The sequence below is a fragment of the Solimonas aquatica genome, assembly GCF_900111015.1.
GTDB classification, from domain to species: Bacteria; Pseudomonadota; Gammaproteobacteria; order Nevskiales; family Nevskiaceae; genus Solimonas; species Solimonas aquatica.
The window spans coordinates 272510-296014 of the sequence record NZ_FOFS01000003.1 but is presented as its reverse complement, the minus strand read 5'-3'; the positions used below and the strand labels follow the sequence as shown (position 1 = coordinate 296014).

Sequence of the window (23505 nt, the reverse complement as noted above, 5' to 3'; positions counted from 1 at the left end):
GATGCCCGCGCCCGCGGGCATCCGGTGCGCAGCCGAAGCACCCGACACACCTGATTCCGGGATGCCCGCGGGCGCGGGCATGACAAGCCAGAAACCCTTATCCGAGACGCCACACCTGTCATGAGCCAAGACCTCGCCAAGCGCAAAGCCGCCGAAGCCGCCCTCGCCTACGTACAAGCCGGCCGCGTGCTCGGCGTGGGCACCGGTTCCACGGTCAATATCTTCATCGACCTGCTCGCCGAAAGCGGCCTGGCGGGCAAGATCAAGGGCGCGGTGTCCTCGTCCAATGCCAGCAGCGAGCGCCTGCAGAAAATCGGCGTGCCGGTGCTGGACTTGAACAGCACTGGCGAGCTGTCGATCTATGTCGATGGCGCCGACGAGTCCAATCCGAAGCTGCAGCTGATCAAGGGCGGCGGCGCGGCGCTGACCCGCGAAAAGATCGTGGCGGCGGCCAGCGAGCAGTTCATCTGCATCGTGGATCGTTCCAAGCAGGTGGAGGTGCTGGGCAGGTTCCCGCTGCCGGTGGAAGTGATTCCGATGGCGCAGGCCTATGTCGCGCGCCGCATCGAAGCGCTCGGCGGCCAGCCGAAGCTGCGGCAGAACGTGATCACGGACAACGGCAACCAGATTCTCGACGTGCATGGTCTGGCGATCCACGACGCCGTCGCCCTGGAAACCGAGATCAATCTGATCACGGGTGTGGTCTGCGTGGGCCTGTTCGCGCGGCGCGGCGCGGATGTGCTGATTGTCGGCACGCCGGAGGGCGCGCAGATCATCAAGCCCTGATGCCGGCGGCTAAGCGCCTGAGAGCTGCCGGTCCAGGTCGTCGCCGAGGAGTTCGCGCCGCGTACCATCCTTGAGTGTGAGCAGCAGCTCGTCGCCGGCTCACCGTTGCAGGCGCGTGGGCTGGGCGTACGGCGCCTCCGCCAATGCGCGGCGCAGGGCTGCGGCCTGCTTGCGGTCACTCGCCTCACGAAATGGCGCCGGCGCCGGCGCTGAAACCGGGATGAGCGCTTCGTTCTGCACCAGCTGCTGCTTGGGACGGTAGGCCTGGAAATAGGCTTTCACGCCGCCCAGCATGCTCAGCGCCAGCTGGCTCTGATACTCGTCACTGGCCAGCAGCCGCTCCTCACGCGGATTGGTGATGAAGGCGGTTTCCACCAGCACCGAAGGAATGTCCGGCGCCTTGAGCACCACGAAGGCGGCTTGCTGCACCTCGGGCTTCTGCAGATTGTTGACCCCGCCCATCGAACGCAGGATGCGCGTGCCGACATCGAAACTGGCTTCCAGGGTCGCGCTCTGCGACAGATCGATCAGCACCGCCGCCAGCTGCTTGTCCTTGCCATGCAGCTCCACGCCGCCGACCAGGTCCGCCGAGTTTTCCTTGTTGGCCAGCCAGCGCGCCTGCTCGCTGCTGACGCCGCGATCACTGAGCACATACACCGCGGTGCCGCTCATCTCGCTGCGCGAGAAGGCGTTGCAGTGCACGGAGACGAACAGATCCGCCTGATTCTTGCGCGCGATCTCCACGCGCTGACGCAGTTCCAGAAAGTAATCACCGTCGCGGGTGAGCACTGCGCGCATGCCGGGCTGGGCGTTGATCAGCAGTGCCAGCTTGCGGGCGATGGCCAGAGCCACGTCCTTTTCCTGCAGACCGCTCGGGCCATGCGCGCCCGGGTCCTGGCCACCGTGGCCGGCGTCGATCACCACCACCACCGGCTTGTCGGCACCGCGTGGCGGCAGCCGTTCTTCACTGCGTGCCGGCGGCGGCGCGGGCGGCGGCGCGACACTGGCCATCGCCGGCGTCACCGGTGCCACGGCAGGCGCGGGAGCGGGTGCGGGCGGCGCAGACGCGGCAGCGGCGGCCGGAGGATTGAGCGGACTGAGCTCGACAATCAGACGCTGCGCGGCTTCGCTGCCGGGCGAGGGGTCGAAACGCTGCACCTTGACCGCCTGGCCGACATCCAGCACCACGCGCACGCCCTTGTCGCGCGGACCGCTGCGCAGGGCCTGCACCAGACCCTTGACCGGGGTGTGCTGCGCGCGCTTGATGGCGCTGCGCGACAGGCTGTCGAAATCCACCACCACACGCTGCGGGTTTTCCAGGGTGAAAATCTTCACCGGGCTGACGCCGTCCAGATCGAAGATCACGCGCGTGACGCCGGGGCTGTCCGCAGGCTCATCCTGCACGCGCAGCGCGCGCAGCTCCGCGGCCTGGGCCAGCGGCGCAGCACACAGCACAGCGATGGCCAGCCATTTACGCATACGGAAAGAAAGCCCCAGAATGAACACGAGCCTAGCGCAGTTACTCTGGGATAAGCAAGTTATTCTCAGCTTAAACAGCCAGCTACGCTTACTTTTTAAGGTGGTTCAAAACCACTGCTACAGCTTAGCGGCGTGCAGCAGCCGGTCCAGGGCCGGCCGTCCGGCGGCGGCACAGGCCAGCTCGGCGGTGCGGCCCTCGGCGGCATTGCTCAGCTTCAGTGCCAGATCGGGCGGCGGCAAGAGTTCACCGGCACGCTCGGGCCATTCCACCAGCCAGATGCTCTGCTCGGGCGGGTCGTCACGCAGGCCCAGGTTTTCCAGCTCGTCGGGCGACTGCAGGCGATAGAAATCCATGTGCAGCACGCGCAGCCCGCCCAGCTGATAGGGCTCCAGCAGGGTGTAGCTGGGACTGCGGATCGGTCCGCTCGCGCCAAGTGCGCGCAGCAGTCCGCGCACCAGCGTGGTCTTGCCGGCGCCCAGATCGCCCTGCAGCGTCACCAGCCCCGCGCCGCGTGCCGCCAGCCATTGCGCCAGCACTGCGCCCAGCGCTTCGGTGGCGCTGGCGTCGGCCAGATGCAGACTCGGCGGCGATTCGCTCATAGCGGGTTGGCCAGGCTGCGCAACACCACCAGCAGATCGCTGGGCAGCAGGCCACGCTCACCGCCAGCGGCCACGCGATCACCGGCCAGGGCGTGCAGCACTGCGCCGTTCTGCGCGGCCGCCTCGGCGCTCAGACCTTGCGCGCGCAGCGCGGCGATCACGCCGCTGAGCACATCGCCCATGCCGCCGACCGCCATGCCGGGATTGCCGAAGGTGCAGACCGCCGGCGGCCGGCCGCTGATCAGCGTCCCGGCCCCCTTGAGCAGCACGGTGGCGCCGTAGCGCGCTTCGAGCGCCCGCAGCGCGCCGAGCCGGTCGGCCTGGACCTGCGCATTGCCCAGACCCAGCAGACGCCCGGCCTCGCCCGGATGCGGGGTGAGCACGGCATCGGGCAGCGCGACGGGCTCCGCGGCCAGCAGGTTCAAGGCATCGGCATCGACGATCAGCGGCTTGCCGGATTCCAGCGTGGCGCTCCACAGGCCACGCGCCCAGGCGTCCTGCCCCAGCCCCGGACCGATGGCGACCACATCGGCGCGCGCCAGCAGCGGTCGCAGCTCGATGGCATCGCGCACACCGCGCGACATCAGCTCCGGCTGCGCCGTGCTCAGCAGCGCCGCGTGTTCGGTGCGCGTGGCGACGCTGACCAGGCCGGCGCCGCAGCGCAGGGCCGCGCGTCCGGCCAGCAGGGCCGCGCCCATCATGCCGAGATTGCCGCCGATCAGGAGCACATGCCCATGCTCGCCCTTGTGCGCGCCGCGACGCCGGCGCGGCAGGCTCTGCGCCAGCAAGGCCTGAGGCAGCCGCTGCGCCTGCGGCGCGAAGGCTTCGTACACCGCCTCGGGCACCTGCAGATCGTCGAAGTGCCGCGTGCCGGCATAGTCAGGACCATCGCCGGTATGAAGGCCCAGCTTGTTGCCGATGAAGCTCACCGTGGCTTCGGCGCGCACCGTAGGCGTGAAGGCGCGGCCGCTGCTGGCGTCCAGGCCCGACGGCACGTCCACCGCCAGCACACCGGCATTGGCGGCGTTGATGGCCTGGATCGCCTGCGCGGCCACGCCTTCCGGGGCGCGCGCCAGACCCGTACCGAACAGCGCGTCGACCATCACGTCCGCCGGCGCCAGCGCGCCGCTGAACGCCTCGATATCGCCCCGCTCCGCCTGCCAGGCCTGACAGGCACGCAGACCATCGCCCTGCGTGGGCAGAGCCTCGACGGCGTAGACCTTCACATCCAGCCCTGCGGCGCGCGCCAGGCGCGCGATCTCGTAGCCGTCGCCACCGTTGTTGCCACGCCCGCAGATCACCGCGATGCGCCGCGCCTGCGGCCAGCGCTCGCGCAGCACCCGCCAGCAGGCCTGCGCGGCGCGCTGCATCAGCGTGTAGCCGGCGATGCCCTGGCCTTCGATGGCCAGGCGATCCAGCTCGCGTACCTGTGCGGCACTGTAGAGGCGGTCTTCTCGGTTCATGCGCACAGTATAGAAAGCCGCGCGCGGCGGATCGCTACAATCGCGCGGCCATGCGCACCGACCCCGCCCCGCCCCGCCCCGACGCCGCCGCCTGGCAGGCGCTGCGCGCGCTGCCCGAGTGGGCCCGCGAGCTGGGCTTTGCCGACGCCGGCTTCGCCACGCTCGCGCTCGACGAAGATCTTGCGCACCTGCAGCGCTGGCTCGACGAAGGCCTGCACGGCGGCATGGACTGGATGCGTCGCGATCCGGCGCTGCGCGCGGAGCCCGCGCGTCTGCGGCCCGGCACCTTGAGCGTGATCTCGGCGCGCATGGCCTATCCCATCGACGCGGCGCTGGCGCAACAGGTGCTGGGCGATGCCACGCGCGCCTACATCTCGCGCTACGCCCTGGGCCGCGACTATCACCGCGTGCTGCGCGCGCGCCTGCTCCGGCTCGCGCGGCGCATCGAGCAGGCCATCGGGCCGTTTGGTTATCGCGTGCTCGCCGACAGCGCGCCGGCGCTGGAGAAAGCCATGGCGCGCAATGCCGGCCTGGGTTGGATCGGCAAGCACACCCTGCTGATCCAGCGCGAGGCCGGTTCCTGGTTTTTCCTGGGCGAGATCTACAGCGATCTGCCGCTGCCGGCGCAGGACGCGAGTGCGGCGAAGAATCTCTGCGGCAGCTGCAGCGCCTGTCTCGACATCTGCCCGACGCAGGCCATCATCGCGCCGTATCGCCTCGACGCCGCGCGCTGCATCTCGTATCTGACCATCGAGCATCACGGCGCGATTCCCGAGGCCCTGCGCGCGGCCATGGGCAATCGCATCTTCGGTTGCGATGACTGCCAGCTGGTCTGCCCCTGGAACCGCTACGCGCAGAAAAGCGGCGAGGCCGATTTCATGGCGCGGCACCGCCTGGACCGCGCCGGCCTGCTGGAGCTGTTCGCCTGGGACGAGGCCGAATGGCTGCGTCGCACCGAGGGCATGGCCCTGCGCCGCGCCGGTTATGCGCGCTGGCTGCGCAATCTCGCCATTGCTCTGGGCAACGCCCCGCCTTCAGACGCGGTGCGCGCCGCGCTGCAGGCCCGCCTGCACAGTGACGACGAGGTACTGCGCGAGCATTTGCTGTGGGCCCTGCAGAGGCAGGGTGCGGCCTGATTGAAGCTCAGCGCATGCGCAGCTGCAGCTTGTGCATCAGCTCGTCGGTGGAAGGGTCCAGTGGCAGATCGGACTTCGGATCCAGGATGCGGTTGGCGAGCTGCTTGCCGAATTCCACGCCCCATTGATCGAAGGCATTGATGCCCCAGATCACGCTCATCACGAAGGTGCGGTGCTCGTAGAGCGCGAGCAGCGCGCCCAGATGGAAAGGATCCACACGCGGCATCAGCAGCATGTTGCTGGGCCGGTTGCCGGGGAACACGCGATGCGGCACGGCGGCCTCCAGCGCCTCGCCTTCCAGACCGCGCGCGACCAGCTCGGCACGCACTTCCTGGGCGCTCTTGCCGCGCATCAGCGCCGAAGCCTGCGCCAGGCAATTGGCCACCAGCTTCTTGTGCATGTCCTTGTACGGGTGCTCGGCATAGACCGGCAGGATGAAATCCACCGGATGCACGGCCGGCCCCTGATGCAGCATCTGGAAATAAGCATGCTGGGCATTGGTGCCGACATTGCCCCACAGCGCCGGAGTGGTGGCGTAGTCCACGCGGCGACCCTCGCGCGTCACACTCTTGCCGTTGGACTCCATCTCCAGCTGCTGCGCCCAGGACACGAACAGCGAGAGGCGTTGCGCATACGGCGCCAGCACCTGGGTGGCACAGCCCAGAAAATTATGGTTCCAGATCGCCAGCAGGCCGAGCAGCACCGGCAGGTTCTGCTGCAAGGGCGCGCGCCGGAAATGCGTGTCCATGGCATGCGCGCCACGCAGCAAGCCGGTGAAGCGTTGCGGTCCCAGGGCCAGCATGATCGACAGACCGACCGCACTCCACAGCGAGTAGCGTCCGCCCACCCAGTCCCAGAACGAGAACATGTGATCGGCGTCGATGCCGAAGGCCTCCACCGCCTCCTGATTGGTCGACACCGCAACGAAGTGCTTGGACACCGCCTCGATGTCCAGGGAGGACACGATCCAGGCGCGCGCATGCAGCGCATTGACCAGGGTTTCCTGCGTGGTGAAGGTCTTGCTCACCACCACGAACATCGTGGTCTCCGGCCGCAGCCGCGCGAGGATGGCGTGCAGATCGGCGCCATCGACATTGGCCACGAAATGCGGGCGCGGCCCGTCGATGCTTGCGGCCAGCGCTTCACAGACCAGACGCGGCCCCAGATCCGAACCGCCGATGCCGATGTTGACCACATCGGTGATCCGCTTGCCCGTGGCACCACGCCACTGCCCGCTGCGCACCCGCTCGCAGAATTCGGCCATGCGGTCCAGTACGGCATGCACCTCGGGGCCGACACGACGGCCGGCGTCGCGGAAGTCGGCGGCACGCGGCGCGCGCAAGGCCATGTGCAGGGCGGCGCGGTTCTCGGTGTTGTTGACGTGCTCGCCGTTGAACAGGCGCTCGCGCCAGGTTTCGAGCTGTTGCTGGCGCGCCAGATTGCGCAGCAGTTCCAGGGTCTCGACGCTGACACGCTGCTTGGAATAGTCCAGATAAAAACCGACGTCCTCGCAGCTCATTTCCCGCGCCCGCTGCGCATCAGCGGCAAACAGTTCGGCGATGCGGGTCTGATCCATGCTCCTGGCATGGATCTGCAAAGCGCGCCAAGCAGCGCTGGCGCTCAAACCGGCGTTATTGGTGGAAGTCATGTACCGCTAAGACTAACGGCTGAAGAAGTCGGCGGAAACTGCTCCGCAAGATTTTTGCCGTGGGGCCTTGCGCGACTCAGCACCAGTGGTAGTTGAAGCTGATGCTCACGCGTTCTTCGTCGACCGGATTGGCCGGCACCTCGTGCCGCAGCCAGCTCTCGAACAGAATCAGTTTGCCGGCCTGCGCCGGGTACTGAATGTGGGGCTTGAGCGCCGGCCGGGCGCTGGCGCGGCGCGGCGGCGCCGCCATGAACGAGTCCAGACGCGGGTCTTCGAACTTCAGGCCGCTGCAGCCACGCGGGGTTTTCACATAGTAGGTGCCGCTGATCACGGCCTGCGGATGGATGTGAAAGCTGTGCGCACAGCCGCGCGGCATGACGTTGAGCCAGCAATCGGTCATCAGCAGTCGCCCGCCGCGCAGATTCCAGGACAGCGCGCGCGCATAGCGCCGCACATGCGGCTCCAGGCGCTGGCGCAGCTCCTCGAAAGGCGAGGCGAACTGGTGCAGGCGATCCAGCGAGCCGTAACTGGTGTAACCCAGGGGATAGTTGGGCTGCGACCAGCGCCGGCCGGCTTCGTCGTGCTCGCGGATACGCTGGCAGGCGTCCAGCAGATCAGCATTGAAGGCCCGCAACGAAGACCGTTGCAGGCGCTCGCAATAGATCAGCGTGGGAAACCACGCCTGGACGCTGCTCACCTTGAAAAGGCGCTCAGGCGGCCTGGACCGGAATGGTGTTGCCGGTGCGGGTGACGCGGTTGCGTTCGTCCAGATACACCAGACGCGGCGCGTGGCTGCGGGCGGCGGCCGGGTCCATCTGCGAGTAGGCGCAGATGATCACGCGGTCACCGACGCGCGCCTTGTGGGCGGCGGCGCCGTTCACGGAAATGATGCCCGAGCCGGGCTCGGCCTTGATGGCGTAGGTGGTGAAACGCTCACCGTTGCCCACGTTGTAAATCTGGATCTGTTCGAACTCCAGGATGCCGGCGAGTTCGAGCAGCTTGGCGTCGATGGCGCAGGAGCCTTCGTAATCCAGTTCGGCATGAGTCACGCAGGCACGATGCAGCTTGCATTTGAGCATGTGCAGTTGCATGGGTTTGATCTCGATTGGAAACGTCGGCGGCCCACCAAGACATACGCGCGACGTTTTACGGTTCGGACGACGGCGGGCGGCCCAATAAGACATACGCCCGTTGCCTGTGACGGTGGTCACGAAGCGAGGCACAGATTCTAGATCATTTCGCTCTGTCTTTAAACCTTAACCGATGCTGTACCGGATTCGCGCCCGGCGTGGCGATGAGCAGGAAATATCTTACAGATCAAAGGGAAATGGCGATGTTGTCAATCAATCTGGTATTGCCCAGATAAGCCGCGACCAGCACGCGGAGCTGCCGTGCATCGGACGCCGGCGCCCCCAGATCGGATGCCCGCAGGCTCAGGTACTGCACGCGGAAACCCGCCTGGGCCAGTCGCGCAGCCTGCTCGGCGCAGAGCGCCTCGTAGTCGCGACGGCCTGCCCGCAGCGCCTCGGCCACCGCCTGCAGGCTGGCATGAATCAGGGCCGCCTGCGCGCGCTCCTGGGGCTGCAGGTACTGGTTGCGCGAGGACATCGCCAGACCGTCGGCCTCGCGTTCGGTGGCCACGCCGACGATCTCGATGGGCAGATGCAGATCCGCCACCATCTGCCGGATGACCTGCAACTGCTGATAGTCCTTCTCGCCGAACAAGGCCACGTCCGGCTGCACTTGGTTGAACAGGATGTTCACCACCGTGGCCACGCCATCGAAATGCCCGGGCCGGAACGCGCCTTCCAGCAGACTGGCGTGGCGCGGCACGGTGATGGTGGTCAGACCCTCGCGCCCCTGCGGATACATCTCCGCAACGCTGGGCGCGAACAGCAGATCGCAGCCGGCGGCGGCGAGCTTGTCGGCGTCCGCCGCGAGCGTGCGCGGGTAACGGTCGAAGTCTTCATTGGGACCGAACTGCAGCGGATTCACGAACACGCTGGCCACCACGCGTGCGGCGCGCAGCCGGGCCTGCTCGACCAGGCGCAGATGCCCCTGATGCAGATTGCCCATGGTGGGCGTGAAGGCGATGCGCTCACCCTGTCGCCGCCAGCCGGCCAGCGTGGCGCGCAACTCGGCGACGGTATGGACCGTGTTCATCGCTTCACCGTGGTTTCGAAGCAGTGCTCGGGCGCGGGATAGGCGCCGGACTTCACCTCGCGCACATAGTCGGCGATCGCCGCCTCGATCACCCCGCCCTTCTCGCCTTGCGCCACCGCGCCGGCCATGTAGTTCTTCACGAAGCGCGGGGTGTGCCCCAGGGTCACCTGCGGCGAGATGCCGAGCAGATCGTGCAGCACCAGAATCTGGCCATCGACGCCACTGCCGGCACCGATGCCGATCACCGGCACCGGCGACTGCGCGGTGATGCGCGCGCCCAGCTCCGCCGGAATGCATTCGAGCAACAGCAGATCGGCGCCGGCCTGCGCCAGCACCTGCGCGTCGTGCAGCATCGCTTCGGCCGCCGCCTGCTCGCGACCCTGCACCTTGAAGTTGCCCATCTTGTGGATGAACTGCGGCTGCAGACCCAGGTGCGCGCAGACCGGCACGCCGCGCACCGAAAGATATTCGACGATGGCGGCCTGCTCGCGACCACCTTCCAGCTTCACCATCTTGGCGCCGCCTTCCTGCATCAGCCGCTGCGAGGCATCCAGCGCGCGCTCCAGCGTGGCGTAGGAGAGAAACGGCAGATCGGCGACCAGAAACGCACGCTGCAGATGCGGTGCCACGCACTTGCTGTGATAGCTGATCTGCTCCACGGTCACCGGCGTGGTGGTGTTGCCGCCCTGAATCACCATGCCCAGGGAGTCACCGATCAGAATCAGATCGACGCCGGCGCGATCCTGCAGCAGCGCGAAGCTGGCGTCGTAGCAGGTGAGACAGGCGATTTTTTCACCGGCCGCACGCATGCGGCGCAGCTCGGCGATGTTGACGGGTTTGCGGCTATTCATTGTTGGCGCTCCGGCGATGCCAGCCCGATCCGTAGCCAGGGCGGCAAGGCCTGCGGGGGAACACCGGCGGCCCACCAAGACATGCGCCTGCGTTCACGACCTTATCAGACAGCGGCGGGCGGCCCACCAAGACATGCACCCGGCGCGCGCACTGCGCGACGCGGCGCGAGTGTAGCCCATCAGGGCCTGCGGTCAAACGCTATTCACGCCAGAGCTGCAAGCCGGCCTCACCGAGCCGGCCTGCGGCAAGATCGACCCGCCCCAGACCCGGCACCACCAGGTCCGGCGCGATCTGCGCCCAGGGCTGCAGCACGAAGTTACGCTGCGCGATGCCGGGGTGCGGCAGACGCAGCGCCGCGCTGTCCAGCACCACGCCTTCGACATGCAGCAGATCCAGATCCAGGGTGCGCGGTCCCCACTTCACATCGCGCACGCGTCCGGCCTCGCGCTCGATGGCCAGCAAGGCCTGCATCAGCGCCTCCGGCGGGATATCGGTATCGAGAATGCAGACCGCGTTGCAGAAGTCCGGCTGCTCGCTGGGCCCCATCGGCAGGCTGCGATACAGCGGCGACTGCGCCAGCAGCCGGCCCAGCTGCTCCAGGCGCGCCAGCGCCCAGCGCAGCTGCGCCGGCGGATCCCCCAGATTGGCGCCCAGACCGATGTGGGCGCGAAACCGCGGACTCACGTCTGTGCCGGTTGCGTGCTGTTGCGGCGACGGTTGCGTCCGCCGCGGCGACGGCGGCGCTTGCGCGGCGCGCCTCCGGGCTCGGCACCGTCGCTGCTCTCTTCGGCCTCGGTTTCCAGATCCGGCTCCGGTGGCAGCGGCGGCAGGCCTTCGCCGACCTGCGCGCGCGTCCACCAGTCGGCGACGGCCTGCTCGATTTCGCCGGACTGCGCACGCAGCACCAGGAAGTCGTAAGCGGCACGGAAGCGCGGGTGCGTGAGCAGACGCTGCTGACGGCCGCCCTTGCGCAGATCGAAGCGCGGCTGCAGCGTCCAGATTTCCCGCATCGGCAGCGAGAAGCGCTTGGGGATCACCACGTATTTCTGCGTCTGCGCCAGCACTTCCTCGCTGGCCTGCACGATGGCGACATTGACGTGCTGGCCTTCTTCCTCGATCAGGCGCTGCATGCGCGCCACCACCGCCGGCCACAGCAGGGCGGCGTAGAGGAAGGCCGGACTCACGGTCTGCTCGCTGGCGATGCGATCGGCGGTGTTGCGCAGGGCGCGCGCGATGAAATCGGCGCTCTGCGGCTTGGCCATGGCCTTGTCCGCCTGCGGCAGCAGCTGCGCCAGCAGGCCGTACTCGCGCAGACCATTGAGATTGGCCTCGGCGTCGCGACACTGCAGCAGCTTGATGATCTCGTCGAACAGACGCGCCGCCGGAATCTCGCGCAGCAACGGCGCCAGCTTGCGGATCGGCGCCGCAGTGGCCTTGTCGATGGAGAACTTCAGCTTGTTGGCGATGCGGATCGCCCGCAGCATGCGCACCGGGTCTTCACGGTAGCGCAGCTCCGGATCGCCGATCAGGCGCAGCACCCGCCCCGCCACGTCCTCCAGGCCGCCGACCAGATCCACGATCGAGAAATCGCGGATGTCGTAATACAAGGCGTTGATGGTGAAGTCGCGCCGGAAGGCGTCGGTCTCCAGCGTGCCGTATTCGTTGTCCGAGAGGATGCGGCCGGTCTCGTCGCGCTCGTGGCTGTCGGTGATCGGACCGCGGAAGGTGGTGACCTCGGTGATCTCATCACCGAAGCGCACGTGCGCGATCATGAAGCGCCGGCCCACCAGGCGGCAGGAGCGGAAGATGCGCTTGATCTCCTCCGGATGCGCGTTGGTGGCGATGTCGAAGTCCTTGGGCTCCATCCCCGCCAGCAGGTCTCGCACACCGCCACCCACCACATAAGCCTCATAGCCCGCATCCTTCAGGCCATAGAGCGTACGCAGCGTTCCCGAAGGAAAACTGGAGCGGGAAATCGGGTGCTCCGCGCGGGGCACTCTTCTGGTTTGCGTGGCAGCCTTTCGGCGCGGCAAAAATTTCTTGAGCCAATTCATGCGGCGCGTATAATACGCGGCCTCGTGTGCGGCCAACAGTTGCTCCTATCGTCTAGAGGCCTAGGACGGAGCCCTCTCAAGGCTTAAACCCCGGTTCGAATCCGGGTAGGAGCGCCAACCGCGTGCCGCCACGAGTGCCGTCGCCATCGCGTGGCGGCTTGCTCCGGCGGGCCGGTTTCAGCCACACCCGCCGCCGCCACGAGCCCCTCGGACCGCTCTGGCGCCACCCCTGCCAGCACCATTTCAGCCTTGCCGCAGAGGCGCCTGCGCGTCCTGCAGCCAGCCCCGGTAAAACGCCACGAAGGCCCGAGCCGCGGCGGGCGCATGCCTTCCGGGCGGATACACCGCATAGAAGCCGCCGCTGGGCAAGGACCATTGCGGCAAGAGCTGAACCAGCCGCCCGTCGCGCAAATGCGGCTCGATACTGTTGCGTATGAAGGCCGAAACCCCCGCGCCGCTCAGAATCAGCGCGCGCAAGGCCAGACTGGAATCCGTGCGCAGGCGCGCGTTCATGCGCACGCTCTGCGTCCTGCCGCGCGCGGAGCTGAACTTCCAGGTCAGCGGCGTCCGCAGCAGCGTCAGCGCCAGCCAGTCATGCCCGGCCAGATCGGCCGGCTGGCGCGGCAGGCCGCGGCGCTGCAGATAGGCGGGCGCCGCCACCACACATTGCGCAAACTCGCCCAGCTTGACGGCCCGCGCCGTGGAATCCCGGGGCCAGCCCACGCGCAGCGCCAGGTCTATGCCTTCCGCCATCAGGTTCAGCACGCTGTCGCTGATGCGCAGCTCGATCTGCAGCGCGGGGTGCAGCTGCGCAAATTCCGCCACGGCCGGCGCCAGCAGCTGCTCGGCATGATCCACGGGCGCACTGAGCCTGAGCGTGCCGGACAAGGCCGCCTGCTCGTTGCCGGCCCGGCTCAGTGCATCCTGCAGCCCGCGCAGCAGCGGCTGACAGCCGCTGAACAGTTCGCGCCCCGCTTCGCTGAGCGAAACCTGCCGCGTGGTGCGATGGAACAGGCTCAGTCCCAGCATCTGCTCCAGACGCTTCACCGTGGTGCTGACGCGGGCCTTGGGCATGCCCAGGCGCGCAGCCGCCTGCGTGAAGCTGCCGCAGTCGGCCACCACGGCGAAGACGTTCAGTGCGTTGAGATCGGCAGGCTTGGTGGCGGCTTTCATTTGTTCGCGATCCGATAACAATCATTTCTGATTATGGCGATTTATAGCCCAGCAGCGATGCGCCAGGATAGGCGCCGTCCCCACACGGAGTTTCATCATGAATATCGTTCTGCTGGGCGCCAGCGGTTACATCGGCGCCGCCCTGCTGCAGGAAGCACTCAAGCGCGGCCATCGCATCAGCACGCTCAGCCGAGAAGCCGGAAAACTCGCCTCGACGCCGGCACTGCAGGTGAGCGTCGGCAGCGTGTTCGACACCGCCACGCTGCAAACGCTGTTCGCCGGCAAGGACGCGGTGATCAGCGCCTTCAGCGGTCATTCCTATGGCGATGTGCGCGGCGAGTATCTGCGCGGCGTGCGCAGCATCATCGACGCCGCCAGGGCCAGCGGCCGGCGCCTGCTGATGGTCGGCGGTGCCGGCAGCCTGGAAATCGCCCCCGGCGTGCAGCTGCTCGACTCGCCCGAGTTTCCGGCGCAGTGGCGCGCCAGCGCCGAAGGCGCGCGTGATGCCCTGAACCTGCTGCGCAGCGAAACCGAACTCAACTGGACCATGCTCAGCCCCGCCGCGCTGATCGAACCCGGCCCCGCCACCGGCCACTTCCGTCTCGGCGGCAATCAGCTGCTCAGCGATGCACAGGGCCAGAGCCGCATCAGCACCGGCGATTACGCGGTGGCCATGCTCGACGAGCTGGAATCGCCGCGCCATTTGCGGCAACGTTTCACCGTCGCCTACTGACCGCAGACAGCCGCCGCCGTGATCGCCCACTACGCAGCCATCAAGACGCTTCATATCAGCTGCGTCATCCTCAGCCTGAGTCTGTTCGTGCTGCGCGGGCGCTATGCCTTGCGCGATCAGGCCTATCCCGGCGGCCGGCTGCTGCGGGTCTTGCCGCATCTGGTGGACACCGTGCTGCTGGGCAGTGCCCTGCTGCTGTGCTTCATCCTCGGACAATATCCCTTCGTGCAGTCCTGGCTCAGCGCCAAGCTGCTGGCGCTGCTGCTCTACATCGCGTTCGGCCATGTCGCCCTGCACCAGCGTCACGGCCTGACGCAGCGCCGCCTGGCTTTCGTCGCCGCCCTGCTCTGCGCGGCCTATATCGTCGGCGTGGCTCTGAGCCATGACCCGCGCAGCTATCTTGCGCTCTGAGACAAGCTTAACGCGCGACGGGCAAAGGGCTGCGTGATACGCTGCAAACGGCTGATGAAAGGCCGAATCAGACCTCACAAGGTTCTGCCAAGATGAGAAACGAGGAGCACGATCCCTCGCGGATCGAAGCAAGCGTGGCACTCCAGGGCGGCGCGGCGGTTCGCGGCCGGACACTGCAGGGCTTCCATGACCTGGTACTCAGCCTCAAGGGCGATCCCGGGGTCTTGCTGCGCGAGTCCGGCATAGACGCAGCGGCGCTCGATGACCAGCACGGCTTCATCGCCTTCCCGGCCATGAGGCAGCTGATGGAGCGCGCCGCGCTGGAGCTGAATTGCCCCGACTTCGGCCTGCGTCTGGCCGCCTTGCAGGCGGCGCAGGGCGCCACCCGCATTCTCGGGCCGCTGGATGTGGCGATGCGCAACTCGCCCACCCTGGGCGATGCCTTCCGCTACTGCGCCGAACACATGAGCGCCTGCAGCACCGCCATCCGCATCGCACTCGAAGAACTGCCGCGCGAACGTCGCGTGTTGATGCAGTTCGAGCAGCTGGCGAGTGCCGAAGCGGCGATGCCGCAGAGCATCGAGCACGGCCTGGCCGCCACCCAGTACGCCACGCGCGCCTTGAGCGGTGGCCGCGCCAATGCAAGGGAAGTCTGGTTCACGCATGAGCCGATTGCGCCGATGGCGGTGTACCGCGCCAGCTTCAACGCCACGGTGCGCTTCAATCAGAGCGTGACCGGATTGTTCTTCAACGCCCAGGATCTGGCCCTGCCGGTGCCGGAAGCCGACCCGCAGCTCTACGAAATCGCCACCAGCTATATCGACGACCGCTTCCCCGCCGCGACCAGCAGCCTGGGTTCACGGGTGCGGGCGATGATCTCGCGCCTGCTGATCGAAGGCGACTGCAGTCCCGAACGCGTCGCCTCGGCGCTGGGCCTGCATCTGCGCACGCTGCAAAGACGCCTGCGCGAGGAAGGGCTGTCCTTCGAGGCCATCAAGGACGGGGTGCGTCGCGACGTGGCCCTGCGCTATCTGCAGCAGCCCGACATCCCGCTGGTGAAAGTCACGGAGATTCTCGGCTACTCGGAAACCTCCGTGCTCTCGCGCAGCTGCCATCGCTGGTTCGCGGCCTCGCCACGCCAGCTGCGCAATGAGCTGACGCGCTGAGCGCGCGCGCCGCGTTCAGAACACCTCGGCCAGCAAGCCCTGCATCGCCGCCCAGGAACGCCGATCCGCGGCGGCGTCATAGGCCATGGCCGGCGACTGACGGGTGGCGGCATCGCGATTGGTGAAGCTGTGCACGGCATTGCCGTAGACGATGAGCTGCCAGTCCACGCGGTCCCGGCGCAGCTCCGCTTCCACCGCCGCCATGTTTTCCTTCTTGATCAGCGGATCGTCCGCGCCCTGGCAGAGCAGCACCTTGGCCTGGATCTTCTGCTCGTCGCCTGGCAGCGGCGCCAGCACGCCGGCGTGAAATCCGACGATGGCCTTCAGCGGCGCGCCGCAGCGCGCCAGCTCCAGACAGGTGGCGCCGCCCAAACAAAACCCGATCGCGGCCAGGCGCTGCGCATCCACCGGCGTCTGCGCCTGCAGGGCCGCGAGCGCGGCCTGCGCGCGGGCGCGCCAGTCGGCGCGGTTCTCGAACAGGGGCTGCAGATGGACGCGCATGCTGGCCACGTCCTCATACACCGCGCCCTCGCCGTGCAGATCAGCGGCCAGCGCCACATAGCCCAGCTGCGCCAGACGCTGCGCCCGCTCGCGGGCGTGGTCGGCCAGGCCGAAGGCATCGGGAAACACCAGCACGCCGGGCGCCGGCTGCGTCGCGGCTTCATCCCAATACAGCTCGCCCAGGAAGCGCCGGCCGGCGCCGCGATACACGACTTGCTGTGATTTCATTTCCAAGCTCCTCGGACGCACCGCTCAGTCTTGCGGCAAGGCCTCCAGCACCGCCCGCGTATCGCGTCCCAGCTCCGGCGGCGCGCCGGCCACCGCACCGGGCGTACGCGAAAACCAGGTGGGCACACCGGGAAAACGCATCTGGCCCTGCGGCGTATCCACAGACTCGAAGAAACCGATGGCATTCAGATGCGCATTGTCGAACAGTTCCCCGGGCGTCCGCAGCGGCGCGGCGGGAATGCCCAGCTCGCGCAGCAGGTCCAGCCACTGCTGCGTGCTGCGCTGCGCGAAGGTCTGCGCCAGCAAACCGTAGACCCGGTCGATGCATTGCGCGCGCTGCGCCAGGGTCGCCAGTTCCGGCGTCGCCCAATCCGGTTTCACGGCTTCGACGAACAGCGACCAGTGCTTGTCGTTGTAGATCAGTGCCGCGATGTGGCCATCGCGGGTGCGGTACGGACGCCGGTTGCGCGCCACCGCGCGCGGATAGTGCGCCGCGCCCAGCGGTGGCGTGAACAGCGCGCCATTGGCATGCTCCACCAGCATGAACGAAGCCATGGTTTCGAACATGCCCACTTCCACCTCCTGTCCTTCGCCGCTGCGCGCGCGATGAAACAGCGCCATCATCGTGGCATACAGCACGGTCAGGCCCGCCACCTTGTCGGCCATGATGGTGCCGACGAAACCGGGCTCGCCGGTCAGCATCTGCTGCACGGCAGTGAGTCCGCACTCGGCCTGGATGGTGTCGTCGTAGGCGGGCTGATCCGCCTCCGGACCACGGCGGCTGTAGCCGTAGCAATTGGTGTAGACGATGTCGGGCCTGAGCGCCGCCACCTGCGCGTAATCGAAACCCAGCCGGGCGATGGCCTTGCCGCGCATGGAGTGGATGAACACATCGGCGGTCTTCACCAGCGCGCGCAGCGCCGCCTTGCCGGCCTCGCTGCGCAGATCCAGCACCACGCTGCGCTTGCCGCGATTGACGTTGGCGAACACCCCGCTTTTGCCCGGCACCGGCGCCACCGAGATATAGCGGGTGTTGTCGCCCTCGGGCGGCTCGATCTTGATCACCTCCGCGCCCATGTCGGCCATGATCTGCGTGCAGTACGGACCCATCACCATCGCCGTGAGATCCAGCACGCGCAGACCGGCCAGAGGCCCCCGCCGCCCTTGGGAACTCGCCATGAAACCGGCTCCTCGACTGATTGGAAGTGGCGGCGATTGTTTCACGATGGCCGTACCGATTCCAGTTCACTGGTTTAATATCCGTACATCATTCCTTTCGCAGCGCGAGACCCAGACCATGGACTTTTCCCTGAGCGGCGACCAGCAGAACATCCGCGACACCGTGCTCAAGCAGTGCCAGCAGTTCAGCCCCGAGTACTGGCTGGAACGGGACCGCGACGGCGTGTTTCCCCACGAATTCTTCAAGGCCATGGCCGAGGCCGGCTGGCTGGGCGTGGCGATGCCGGAGAACGTGGGCGGCGCCAATCTGGGCATCGCCTCGGCGGCGATCATGATGCAGGCCGTGGCCGAGGCCGGCGGCGGCATGAGTGCGGCCTCGGCGATCCACGGCCCGGTGTTCAGCATGCAGCCGGTGGCGCTGTTCGGCAGCGAGGAACAGAAGCAGCGCATGATCCCGCCGGTGCTGCGCGGCGAGCAGCGCATCTGCTTCGCGGTCACCGAGCCCAATGTCGGCCTGGATACCACCAGGATCAAGACCCGCGCCGAAAAGCGCGAGGGCGGTTATCTGGTCAACGGCGAGAAAATCTGGATTTCCGTGGCGCAGGTGGCCAACAAGATGATGCTGCTGGCGCGCACCACGCCGCTGGATCAGGTCAAACGCAAGACCGATGGCCTGTCACTGTTCTTCACCGATCTGGACCGCAGCAAGATCGAAGTGCGGCTGATCCACAAGATGGGCCGCCATGCGGTGGATTCCAACATGCTGTTCATCAATGATCTGTGGATTCCGGAAACCGACCGCATCGGCGGCGAAGGCGATGGCTTCAAGATCATCCTGCATGGCCTGAATCCCGAGCGCATCCTGCTCGGGGCCGAGGCCATCGGCATCGGCCGCGCCGCGATTGCCCGCGCCGCGCAGTACGCACGCGAGCGCATCGTCTTCGACCGTCCCATCGGCATGAACCAGGGCATCCAGCATCCGCTGGCCAAGTGCTGGGCACAGCTGGAAGCGGCCAACCTGATGGTGCTGAAGGCCGCCACCCTGTTCGACCAGCATCAGGATTGCGGCGTGGAAGCCAATGCCGGCAAGTACCTCGCGGCCGAAGCCGCCTTCGAAGCCTGCCACACCGCCATGCTCACCCTGGGCGGCATGGGCTACGCACAGGAGTACCACATCGAGCGCCTGCTGCGTGAAGTGCTGATTCCGCGCATCGCACCGGTGAGTCCGCACATGATCCTGAACTTCCTGGCCGAGAAGGTGCTGGATCTGCCGAAGTCCTACTGAGCCACGCGCACGGCACGGCCCTGCGCAATGGCGCGCACCGGGCGGTGCGGAATGGATTTTCCGGTAAGACAGCGGCAAGCCGGCTGGCCTACCATGTGCGACGTCGTGTCGCTGCGAAACCGGAGAGCTGCCATGTCCAAGTCGAGACTGCTGACGCTGCCACTGTTCGTTGCCGCCCTGATTCTGATGGGATGCCTGATGTCATCGCCGCGGGCCGTTGCCGAGGGCAGCGGTCAGGTTACCGAACGCACCCTGCGCATCGGCGGCCTGGACCGTACGTATCTGCTGTATCGCCCCACCTCGCTGCCGGCCGGCAAGCCCGTGCCGCTGGTGGTGGCCCTGCACGGCGGCGTCGGCACCGGCAAGATCATGGAAGACATGACGCACTTCGATAATGTCGCCGACGAGCACGGCTTCATGGTCGCCTATCCCGATGGCATCGCCCGCGCCTGGAACGCCGGCAGCTGCTGCGCCAAGCCCATGCAGGACAATGTCGACGACGTCGGCTTCGTCCGCGCGGTGATCAACGATGCAAAAGCCATTGCCCCCATCGACGCGCGTCGCGTGTACGGCACCGGCTTTTCCAACGGCTCCATGCTGCTGCACCGCATCGCCTGCGAAGCGCCGGACACCTTCACCGCCATCGCCGCCGTCTCCGGCGGCATCATGGTGCAGAGCTGCACCCCCAAGCGCGGCATCCCCGCCCTGCTGATCCAGGGCCGCGCCGATCCGCGCATTCCCTGGGACGGCGGCGTGTTCGAAGGCAGCTTCCGTCCTTCCATCGCGCAGATCGTGCAGAGCCTGGGCCAGCGCAATCAATGCAGCACGCAGGACGATGTGGTCTCCGAGGAAAGCGGCGTGCAGTGCCGCACCCTGCGCGGCTGCGCCAGCGGCGACGAGGTGACCTGGTGCGGCATCGCCGGGGCCGGCCATCAATGGGCCGGCGGCCGCACCTTCCTGCCGCGCTTCCTGGGCCAGAACAATGATCGCTGGGACGCCAGCGAAAAGATCTGGAGCTTCTTCTCGCGCTATCCCAAGAGCTGAAAGCCGCCACACGCTGCTGGCCACGACAGCCCGGCTTTTCAGCCGGGCTTTTTATTGCCCGCCGGGACACAAATCGCAGCCTTCACAGAGCGCCTGCCCGGACGCGAGCCCGGACATACTCCGCCGCAAGCGTCCGCAGCGCCGCGCCAGATCGAACGGGCGCGCCGCACGGACCAGACCCGCCGGCCACGTCAGCAGGCAACAAGGGCCTCGTGAGGAGAACAACATGCGATACCAGTGCCGGCGCCGCCCGGCAGCGTCTGTCCTGCTCGCCGCACTCAGCATCAGCCTCGGCGCCTGCGGCGGCTCCAGCCCGGTGGACCAGCCTGCACCCAGCGCCAGCGTTCCCGGGAGCAGCGCCGCCAGCACACGCTGCACCGCGCTGGCCGCGCTGCAGTTGCCCGACACCACCATTGAATCCGCCAGGCTCGATCGCGGCGGCGTGGTGCTCAAGTATCTGCAGGCCGGCAGCATGCCGGAGAACTGCGTGGTCACCGGCACCATCGGCGCCTATACCTCCGCGTATACCAATCCCGACACCGGCAGCAATGCATACGGCACACGCTTCGAACTGCGTCTGCCCAGCAACTGGAACGGCCGCTTCTTCTTCCAGGGCGGCGGAGCGGCCGATGGTTATCTGGCACCGGCGCACGGCCCCATTCCCGGCCAGACCGCCACGCTCACCGGCAATTCGCCGCAGACGCCCGCACTCTGGCGCGGCTACGCGGTGGTGAGCACGGATGGCGGCCACGACAGCGGCAGCACGCAGGCCGCCTCGCTCAAGGCCGGCTTCGGCGTGGACCCGATGGCGCGCATCAATTACGGCTACGGCGCCATCGGCCAGGTGACACCGATCGCCAAGCAAGTCATCCAGCAGTACTACGCCAGCGCGCCCGCCTACTCCTACTTTCTCGGTTGCTCCAAGGGCGGCCAGGAGGCGATGCAGGCCCTGCAGAAATACGGCGATCAGTTCGATGGCATCGTCGCCGGCGATCCGGGTTTTCGTCTGCCGCATGCCGCCGTCGCCGAAGCCTGGACCACGCAGGCGCTGGCCGAAGTGGTGCTCACGGATCATCCAGGCGCGGTGGACAGCAAGGGCCATGCGCTGCTGTACAGGGCTTTCTCGAACGCTGATCTGGAACTGATCCGCAAGAGCGTCCTGGAAAGATGCGACACGCTCGACGGCCTGGCCGACGGCATGATCTTCCAGGCGCAAGCCTGTCTCGGCCAGTTTGAACCCGCCAGCCTGCAATGCACGGGACGCAAGACCTCGAGCTGCCTGAGCGCCGCACAGGTGCAGGGCCTGCACACGATCTTCGCCGGCGCACAGCGCCGCGATGGCAGCGCCATCTACGCCGCCTTTCCCTACGACACCGGCATGAACGGCAGCAATGGCTGGGACCTGTGGAACCTGGGCGCACTGCCGCTGGGTTTCAACACCGCACTCAATGCCACGCTCGCGCAGCAATCCAGCGCTTATGTGTTCAGCACGCCGCCCAATCCCGATCTGGACGTGTTCAGCGTGAACATCGACAGCTTCGCGCAGTCCATCACCGCCACCTCCGGCGACTACCGCACGTCCGCGATCGGCTTCATGGCAGCCACGTCCACCGATCTGCAGAAATTCCGTGCGCACGACGGCAAGGTGATCTTCTTCCACGGCGGCAGCGATCCGGTGTTCTCGCCGCTGGACACCATCGACTACTACCAGTCGCTGAGCAAGACCTACGGCGGCAGCACGCGCGACTTCGCGCGCCTGTATCTGGTGCCGGGCATGAACCACTGCTTCGGCGGCGATTACACCGCCGACTACTTCGACACCCTGGATGCGATCAGCAACTGGGTGGAGAACGGCGAGGCGCCGGAGCGCATCATCGCCAAGCCCAGCACCGCCTCATCCAGGCTGCCGAAGCAGCTCACCCGCCCGCTCTGCCCTTATCCGCAGTATGCGAAGTACGAGGGCAGCGGTGCGGTGAACGACGCCGCCAGCTTCAGCTGCGCGGCGCCTTGAAGCCATCACGCGCCTGATCGCAGGGACAGGCAAAAGCGCGGGGATGCGCTTTTGCATCACCTTCATCAAGGATTCGGATTCACCGCGCGTTCTTCGGACTTGGCGTCCGACTTCGCGGTGGCGACATCGGCCTCAGCCTGCTTCTTGCAGACGCTGCGCTGATCGCCGCTGAACGCGCCGCACTTCTCGATGGCCACCTGGTAGTCGGCATCGGCCTGGACGATGCGGACCTTGCGCGTGGCCTCGGCCGATTCGCGCGTCAGCCGTTCGTTGGCCTTGTCGGCCTTCTGCTGCGCGTCCATCGTGCTTTCGTTGGCATCGCGGGCGGCCTTGGCGATCTTCTCCGCGCCCTTGACCTGCGCATCCACCACTGCCGCCTGCGTCTGCTCGGCCGAGACCTGGCGATCGCAGCCGGCGGTGGCGAAGCTCAAGATGCCGATGGCAAGCAGCGCGACCGGGCCTTTCTGGATGGTGTTCATCGTCATTCCTTGGAGTAGTACTGGAGTCCTGCAAATCGATCGAGGGCTTCCGCGACGCGCTCAGTCCTCGCCCGATACGTTTTTCATCAGCCCGGCGGTATCCGGATGCGAGTGCACGCCGTAGTCGCCGGGCTGCAGCGGACCGTGCGGATTGCTGGAATAGCCATTGCCGCGATCCGTCGCCGGCGCCTCGCGCGGGCTGCCGACATGCTCGGTTCTGACGCCGGCGATGGTGATGTCGACACCGCCCCACTCGGCATGCTCGCTGAGCTGGATCGGCAGAAAGAATTTCAGGGGTTCGCCGCGTTCGAGCATCGCCTTTGCCATCGGGCTCTTCAGGAACGATTCGGCGAACAGGGTCGCGTCGGCGGCGCTGATGCCGAGCGCATAGCCGGCGGCGGTGAGCACGCCACCCGCACCGTCGCCATTGCTGGCGGGAACGGGATGATGTCCGGACGGCGTCGGCGGAAATTCCGCACGAGCCTCATGCCAAGTCTGGGCGATGGTCGCCATGATGATCCTCTCTTTCGTGGAGGCCGGCGCTGCTGCGCAAGCGCGGGAAGAAACCGACGGCAGGCGGCGCAGTACCACTGCCACCTTCAGCCCGTCACCCGAAGCCATCGCGACTGGCGGATGGACTCAAGGCCAATCTAGGCCCTTGCGGAAGGCAGGTCTGTGCGCCGCCACGCTTAGTCCTGCCGGTCTTGCGCACGCCGCGCTGCCGCCGCGCACCGCGGCGCTGTGTACGCTGGCAGACAGACGCGCCCCCGGCCGCAACGGTAAACATGACGCCGGCGCCGAAGCGCGCTCGCCGTCATGAACACGCCGGCCCGGCCACTGCGGGCAGGGCATCGAGTCGTGCAGAGCCCCGGCGCCCAAGGCCCGCGAGCCGCCGCAGGCAGCGCCCCTTCCCGACACAGGACAGACCATGCCTTCCCACGCCAGTGCGCAGCCGATGCCGGCCGGTGTCGTGGCTTGAGCCAGGCCCCGCCCACCGTCAAGGGTCTGGCCGGCGCGGCGCGCCTGCGGCGGGCCGCGGCCGCAGGCCAATGGCTGCTGCACCGGACTGCCGCGCCGCGCCGCTGGCTCGGCGGATCCCGCACGGCGAGCACGC

23 protein-coding genes and 1 tRNA gene are annotated in these 23505 nt (G+C 67.3%); 9 read left to right on the top strand and 15 right to left on the bottom strand.

Features of this window, described 5'->3' with window-relative positions; genetic code table 11:
- Positions 1–120 precede the first annotated feature (120 nt).
- Entirely contained in the window at positions 121–786 is a 666-nt protein-coding gene (gene rpiA / locus BMY12_RS05460; protein WP_093283099.1) for a ribose-5-phosphate isomerase RpiA, read from the top strand.
- A 99-nt stretch (positions 787–885) separates the two neighbouring features.
- Here the strand turns inward: rpiA and BMY12_RS05455 are convergent, their stop codons facing one another.
- The 3 genes from BMY12_RS05455 to BMY12_RS05445 all read right to left on the bottom strand — a co-directional run bounded on the left by BMY12_RS05455 (position 886) and on the right by BMY12_RS05445 (position 4328).
- The gene (locus BMY12_RS05455; protein ID WP_093283096.1) at positions 886–2265 is read right to left on the bottom strand and encodes an N-acetylmuramoyl-L-alanine amidase; all 1380 of its coding nucleotides are present in this window, start codon (positions 2263–2265) and stop codon (positions 886–888) included.
- Positions 2266–2382: 117 nt separating this feature from the next.
- Positions 2383–2865 carry a tRNA (adenosine(37)-N6)-threonylcarbamoyltransferase complex ATPase subunit type 1 TsaE gene (gene tsaE, locus BMY12_RS05450; protein WP_093283093.1) on the bottom strand — a complete coding sequence of 161 codons (483 nt, stop codon included), beginning with the start codon at positions 2863–2865 and terminating at the stop codon, positions 2383–2385.
- Positions 2862–4328, bottom strand: a complete 1467-nt coding sequence (locus tag BMY12_RS05445) for an NAD(P)H-hydrate dehydratase (protein ID WP_093283091.1) — start codon at positions 4326–4328, stop codon at positions 2862–2864. The genes tsaE and BMY12_RS05445 overlap by 4 nt, the downstream gene beginning before the upstream one ends.
- Positions 4329–4378: 50 nt before the next feature.
- Here BMY12_RS05445 and queG point away from each other — a divergent pair, with 50 nt between their 5' ends.
- A complete protein-coding gene (gene queG, locus BMY12_RS05440) occupies positions 4379–5464 on the top strand; it encodes a tRNA epoxyqueuosine(34) reductase QueG (protein ID WP_093283088.1) in 1086 nt (361 codons plus the stop codon).
- Between the two features lie 7 nt (positions 5465–5471).
- On the opposite strand, the gene pgi is transcribed toward queG, so the two are convergent.
- The 7 genes from pgi to pcnB form a co-directional block, all read right to left on the bottom strand.
- Complete coding sequence (pgi, locus tag BMY12_RS05435) at positions 5472–7112, bottom strand: glucose-6-phosphate isomerase (RefSeq protein ID WP_093283087.1); 1641 nt, start codon at positions 7110–7112, stop codon at positions 5472–5474.
- A 76-nt stretch (positions 7113–7188) separates the two neighbouring features.
- Positions 7189–7809 (bottom strand): TIGR02466 family protein, encoded by a 621-nt coding sequence (locus tag BMY12_RS05430; RefSeq protein WP_093283083.1) that lies wholly within the window; start codon positions 7807–7809, stop codon positions 7189–7191.
- Between the two features lie 13 nt (positions 7810–7822).
- Positions 7823–8203 carry an aspartate 1-decarboxylase gene (panD, locus tag BMY12_RS05425; RefSeq protein ID WP_093283080.1) on the bottom strand — a complete coding sequence of 127 codons (381 nt, stop codon included), beginning with the start codon at positions 8201–8203 and terminating at the stop codon, positions 7823–7825.
- 226 nt (positions 8204–8429) lie between these two features.
- On the bottom strand, positions 8430–9275 hold the full coding sequence (gene panC / locus BMY12_RS05420) for a pantoate--beta-alanine ligase (RefSeq protein WP_093283077.1): 846 nt from the start codon (positions 9273–9275) through the stop codon (positions 8430–8432).
- On the bottom strand, positions 9272–10126 hold the full coding sequence (gene panB / locus BMY12_RS05415) for a 3-methyl-2-oxobutanoate hydroxymethyltransferase (RefSeq protein ID WP_093283074.1): 855 nt from the start codon (positions 10124–10126) through the stop codon (positions 9272–9274). Before panB ends, panC begins: the two co-directional genes overlap by 4 nt.
- A 199-nt stretch (positions 10127–10325) precedes the next feature.
- Complete coding sequence (gene folK, locus BMY12_RS05410) at positions 10326–10811, bottom strand: 2-amino-4-hydroxy-6-hydroxymethyldihydropteridine diphosphokinase (protein ID WP_093283071.1); 486 nt, start codon at positions 10809–10811, stop codon at positions 10326–10328.
- On the bottom strand, positions 10808–12181 hold the full coding sequence (pcnB, locus tag BMY12_RS05405) for a polynucleotide adenylyltransferase PcnB (protein WP_093283068.1): 1374 nt from the start codon (positions 12179–12181) through the stop codon (positions 10808–10810). The genes folK and pcnB overlap by 4 nt, the downstream gene beginning before the upstream one ends.
- Before the next feature lie 41 nt (positions 12182–12222).
- On the opposite strand from pcnB, the gene BMY12_RS05400 reads away from it, so the two are divergent.
- Positions 12223–12298: transfer RNA gene (locus BMY12_RS05400), tRNA-Glu, on the top strand.
- Between the two features lie 126 nt (positions 12299–12424).
- Here BMY12_RS05400 and BMY12_RS05395 read toward each other — a convergent pair.
- Positions 12425–13354, bottom strand: a complete 930-nt coding sequence (locus BMY12_RS05395; RefSeq protein WP_093283066.1) for a LysR family transcriptional regulator — start codon at positions 13352–13354, stop codon at positions 12425–12427.
- A gap of 97 nt (positions 13355–13451) precedes the next feature.
- Here BMY12_RS05395 and BMY12_RS05390 point away from each other — a divergent pair, with 97 nt between their 5' ends.
- The 3 genes from BMY12_RS05390 (at position 13452) to BMY12_RS05380 (ending at position 15664) form a co-directional block, all read left to right on the top strand.
- Complete coding sequence (locus BMY12_RS05390; protein WP_093283063.1) at positions 13452–14087, top strand: NAD(P)-dependent oxidoreductase; 636 nt, start codon at positions 13452–13454, stop codon at positions 14085–14087.
- Positions 14088–14105: 18 nt separating this feature from the next.
- On the top strand, positions 14106–14498 hold the full coding sequence (locus BMY12_RS05385; protein ID WP_218140092.1) for a SirB2 family protein: 393 nt from the start codon (positions 14106–14108) through the stop codon (positions 14496–14498).
- A gap of 92 nt (positions 14499–14590) precedes the next feature.
- Positions 14591–15664 carry an AraC family transcriptional regulator gene (locus BMY12_RS05380; protein ID WP_093283058.1) on the top strand — a complete coding sequence of 358 codons (1074 nt, stop codon included), beginning with the start codon at positions 14591–14593 and terminating at the stop codon, positions 15662–15664.
- 15 nt (positions 15665–15679) lie between these two features.
- On the opposite strand, the gene BMY12_RS05375 is transcribed toward BMY12_RS05380, so the two are convergent.
- Positions 15680–16393, bottom strand: a complete 714-nt coding sequence (locus BMY12_RS05375; protein ID WP_093283054.1) for a dienelactone hydrolase family protein — start codon at positions 16391–16393, stop codon at positions 15680–15682.
- A gap of 24 nt (positions 16394–16417) precedes the next feature.
- Entirely contained in the window at positions 16418–17572 is a 1155-nt protein-coding gene (locus tag BMY12_RS05370; protein WP_093283052.1) for a CaiB/BaiF CoA transferase family protein, read from the bottom strand.
- 118 nt (positions 17573–17690) lie between these two features.
- On the opposite strand from BMY12_RS05370, the gene BMY12_RS05365 reads away from it, so the two are divergent.
- From BMY12_RS05365 to BMY12_RS05355, 3 genes are all read left to right on the top strand, one after another.
- Positions 17691–18857 carry an acyl-CoA dehydrogenase family protein gene (locus BMY12_RS05365; RefSeq protein WP_093283049.1) on the top strand — a complete coding sequence of 389 codons (1167 nt, stop codon included), beginning with the start codon at positions 17691–17693 and terminating at the stop codon, positions 18855–18857.
- A gap of 132 nt (positions 18858–18989) precedes the next feature.
- Positions 18990–19901: a CE1 family esterase gene (locus tag BMY12_RS05360; RefSeq protein ID WP_177188856.1), complete on the top strand. Its 912-nt coding sequence runs from the start codon at positions 18990–18992 to the stop codon at positions 19899–19901.
- Positions 19902–20127: 226 nt separating this feature from the next.
- Positions 20128–21912 carry a tannase/feruloyl esterase family alpha/beta hydrolase gene (locus BMY12_RS05355; protein WP_177188855.1) on the top strand — a complete coding sequence of 595 codons (1785 nt, stop codon included), beginning with the start codon at positions 20128–20130 and terminating at the stop codon, positions 21910–21912.
- A 65-nt stretch (positions 21913–21977) separates the two neighbouring features.
- On the opposite strand, the gene BMY12_RS05350 is transcribed toward BMY12_RS05355, so the two are convergent.
- Positions 21978–22391, bottom strand: a complete 414-nt coding sequence (locus BMY12_RS05350; protein WP_143068851.1) for a hypothetical protein — start codon at positions 22389–22391, stop codon at positions 21978–21980.
- A gap of 60 nt (positions 22392–22451) precedes the next feature.
- Positions 22452–22904 (bottom strand): hypothetical protein, encoded by a 453-nt coding sequence (locus BMY12_RS05345; RefSeq protein WP_093283037.1) that lies wholly within the window; start codon positions 22902–22904, stop codon positions 22452–22454.
- Between the last annotated feature and the right edge of the window lie 601 nt (positions 22905–23505).

Coding starts and splice junctions, on each gene's coding strand:
- rpiA (WP_093283099.1), top strand. CDS start 121: ATGAGCCAAGACCTCGCCAAGCGCAAAGCCGCCGAAGCCGCCCTCGCC.
- BMY12_RS05455 (WP_093283096.1), bottom strand. CDS start 2,265: ATGCGTAAATGGCTGGCCATCGCTGTGCTGTGTGCTGCGCCGCTGGCC.
- tsaE (WP_093283093.1), bottom strand. CDS start 2,865: ATGAGCGAATCGCCGCCGAGTCTGCATCTGGCCGACGCCAGCGCCACC.
- BMY12_RS05445 (WP_093283091.1), bottom strand. CDS start 4,328: ATGAACCGAGAAGACCGCCTCTACAGTGCCGCACAGGTACGCGAGCTG.
- queG (WP_093283088.1), top strand. CDS start 4,379: ATGCGCACCGACCCCGCCCCGCCCCGCCCCGACGCCGCCGCCTGGCAG.
- pgi (WP_093283087.1), bottom strand. CDS start 7,112: ATGACTTCCACCAATAACGCCGGTTTGAGCGCCAGCGCTGCTTGGCGC.
- panD (WP_093283080.1), bottom strand. CDS start 8,203: ATGCAACTGCACATGCTCAAATGCAAGCTGCATCGTGCCTGCGTGACT.
- panC (WP_093283077.1), bottom strand. CDS start 9,275: ATGAACACGGTCCATACCGTCGCCGAGTTGCGCGCCACGCTGGCCGGC.
- panB (WP_093283074.1), bottom strand. CDS start 10,126: ATGAATAGCCGCAAACCCGTCAACATCGCCGAGCTGCGCCGCATGCGT.
- pcnB (WP_093283068.1), bottom strand. CDS start 12,181: ATGAATTGGCTCAAGAAATTTTTGCCGCGCCGAAAGGCTGCCACGCAA.
- BMY12_RS05395 (WP_093283066.1), bottom strand. CDS start 13,354: ATGAAAGCCGCCACCAAGCCTGCCGATCTCAACGCACTGAACGTCTTC.
- BMY12_RS05390 (WP_093283063.1), top strand. CDS start 13,452: ATGAATATCGTTCTGCTGGGCGCCAGCGGTTACATCGGCGCCGCCCTG.
- BMY12_RS05380 (WP_093283058.1), top strand. CDS start 14,591: ATGAGAAACGAGGAGCACGATCCCTCGCGGATCGAAGCAAGCGTGGCA.
- BMY12_RS05375 (WP_093283054.1), bottom strand. CDS start 16,393: ATGAAATCACAGCAAGTCGTGTATCGCGGCGCCGGCCGGCGCTTCCTG.
- BMY12_RS05370 (WP_093283052.1), bottom strand. CDS start 17,572: ATGGCGAGTTCCCAAGGGCGGCGGGGGCCTCTGGCCGGTCTGCGCGTG.
- BMY12_RS05365 (WP_093283049.1), top strand. CDS start 17,691: ATGGACTTTTCCCTGAGCGGCGACCAGCAGAACATCCGCGACACCGTG.
- BMY12_RS05360 (WP_177188856.1), top strand. CDS start 18,990: ATGTCCAAGTCGAGACTGCTGACGCTGCCACTGTTCGTTGCCGCCCTG.
- BMY12_RS05355 (WP_177188855.1), top strand. CDS start 20,128: ATGCGATACCAGTGCCGGCGCCGCCCGGCAGCGTCTGTCCTGCTCGCC.
- BMY12_RS05350 (WP_143068851.1), bottom strand. CDS start 22,391: ATGAACACCATCCAGAAAGGCCCGGTCGCGCTGCTTGCCATCGGCATC.
- BMY12_RS05345 (WP_093283037.1), bottom strand. CDS start 22,904: ATGGCGACCATCGCCCAGACTTGGCATGAGGCTCGTGCGGAATTTCCG.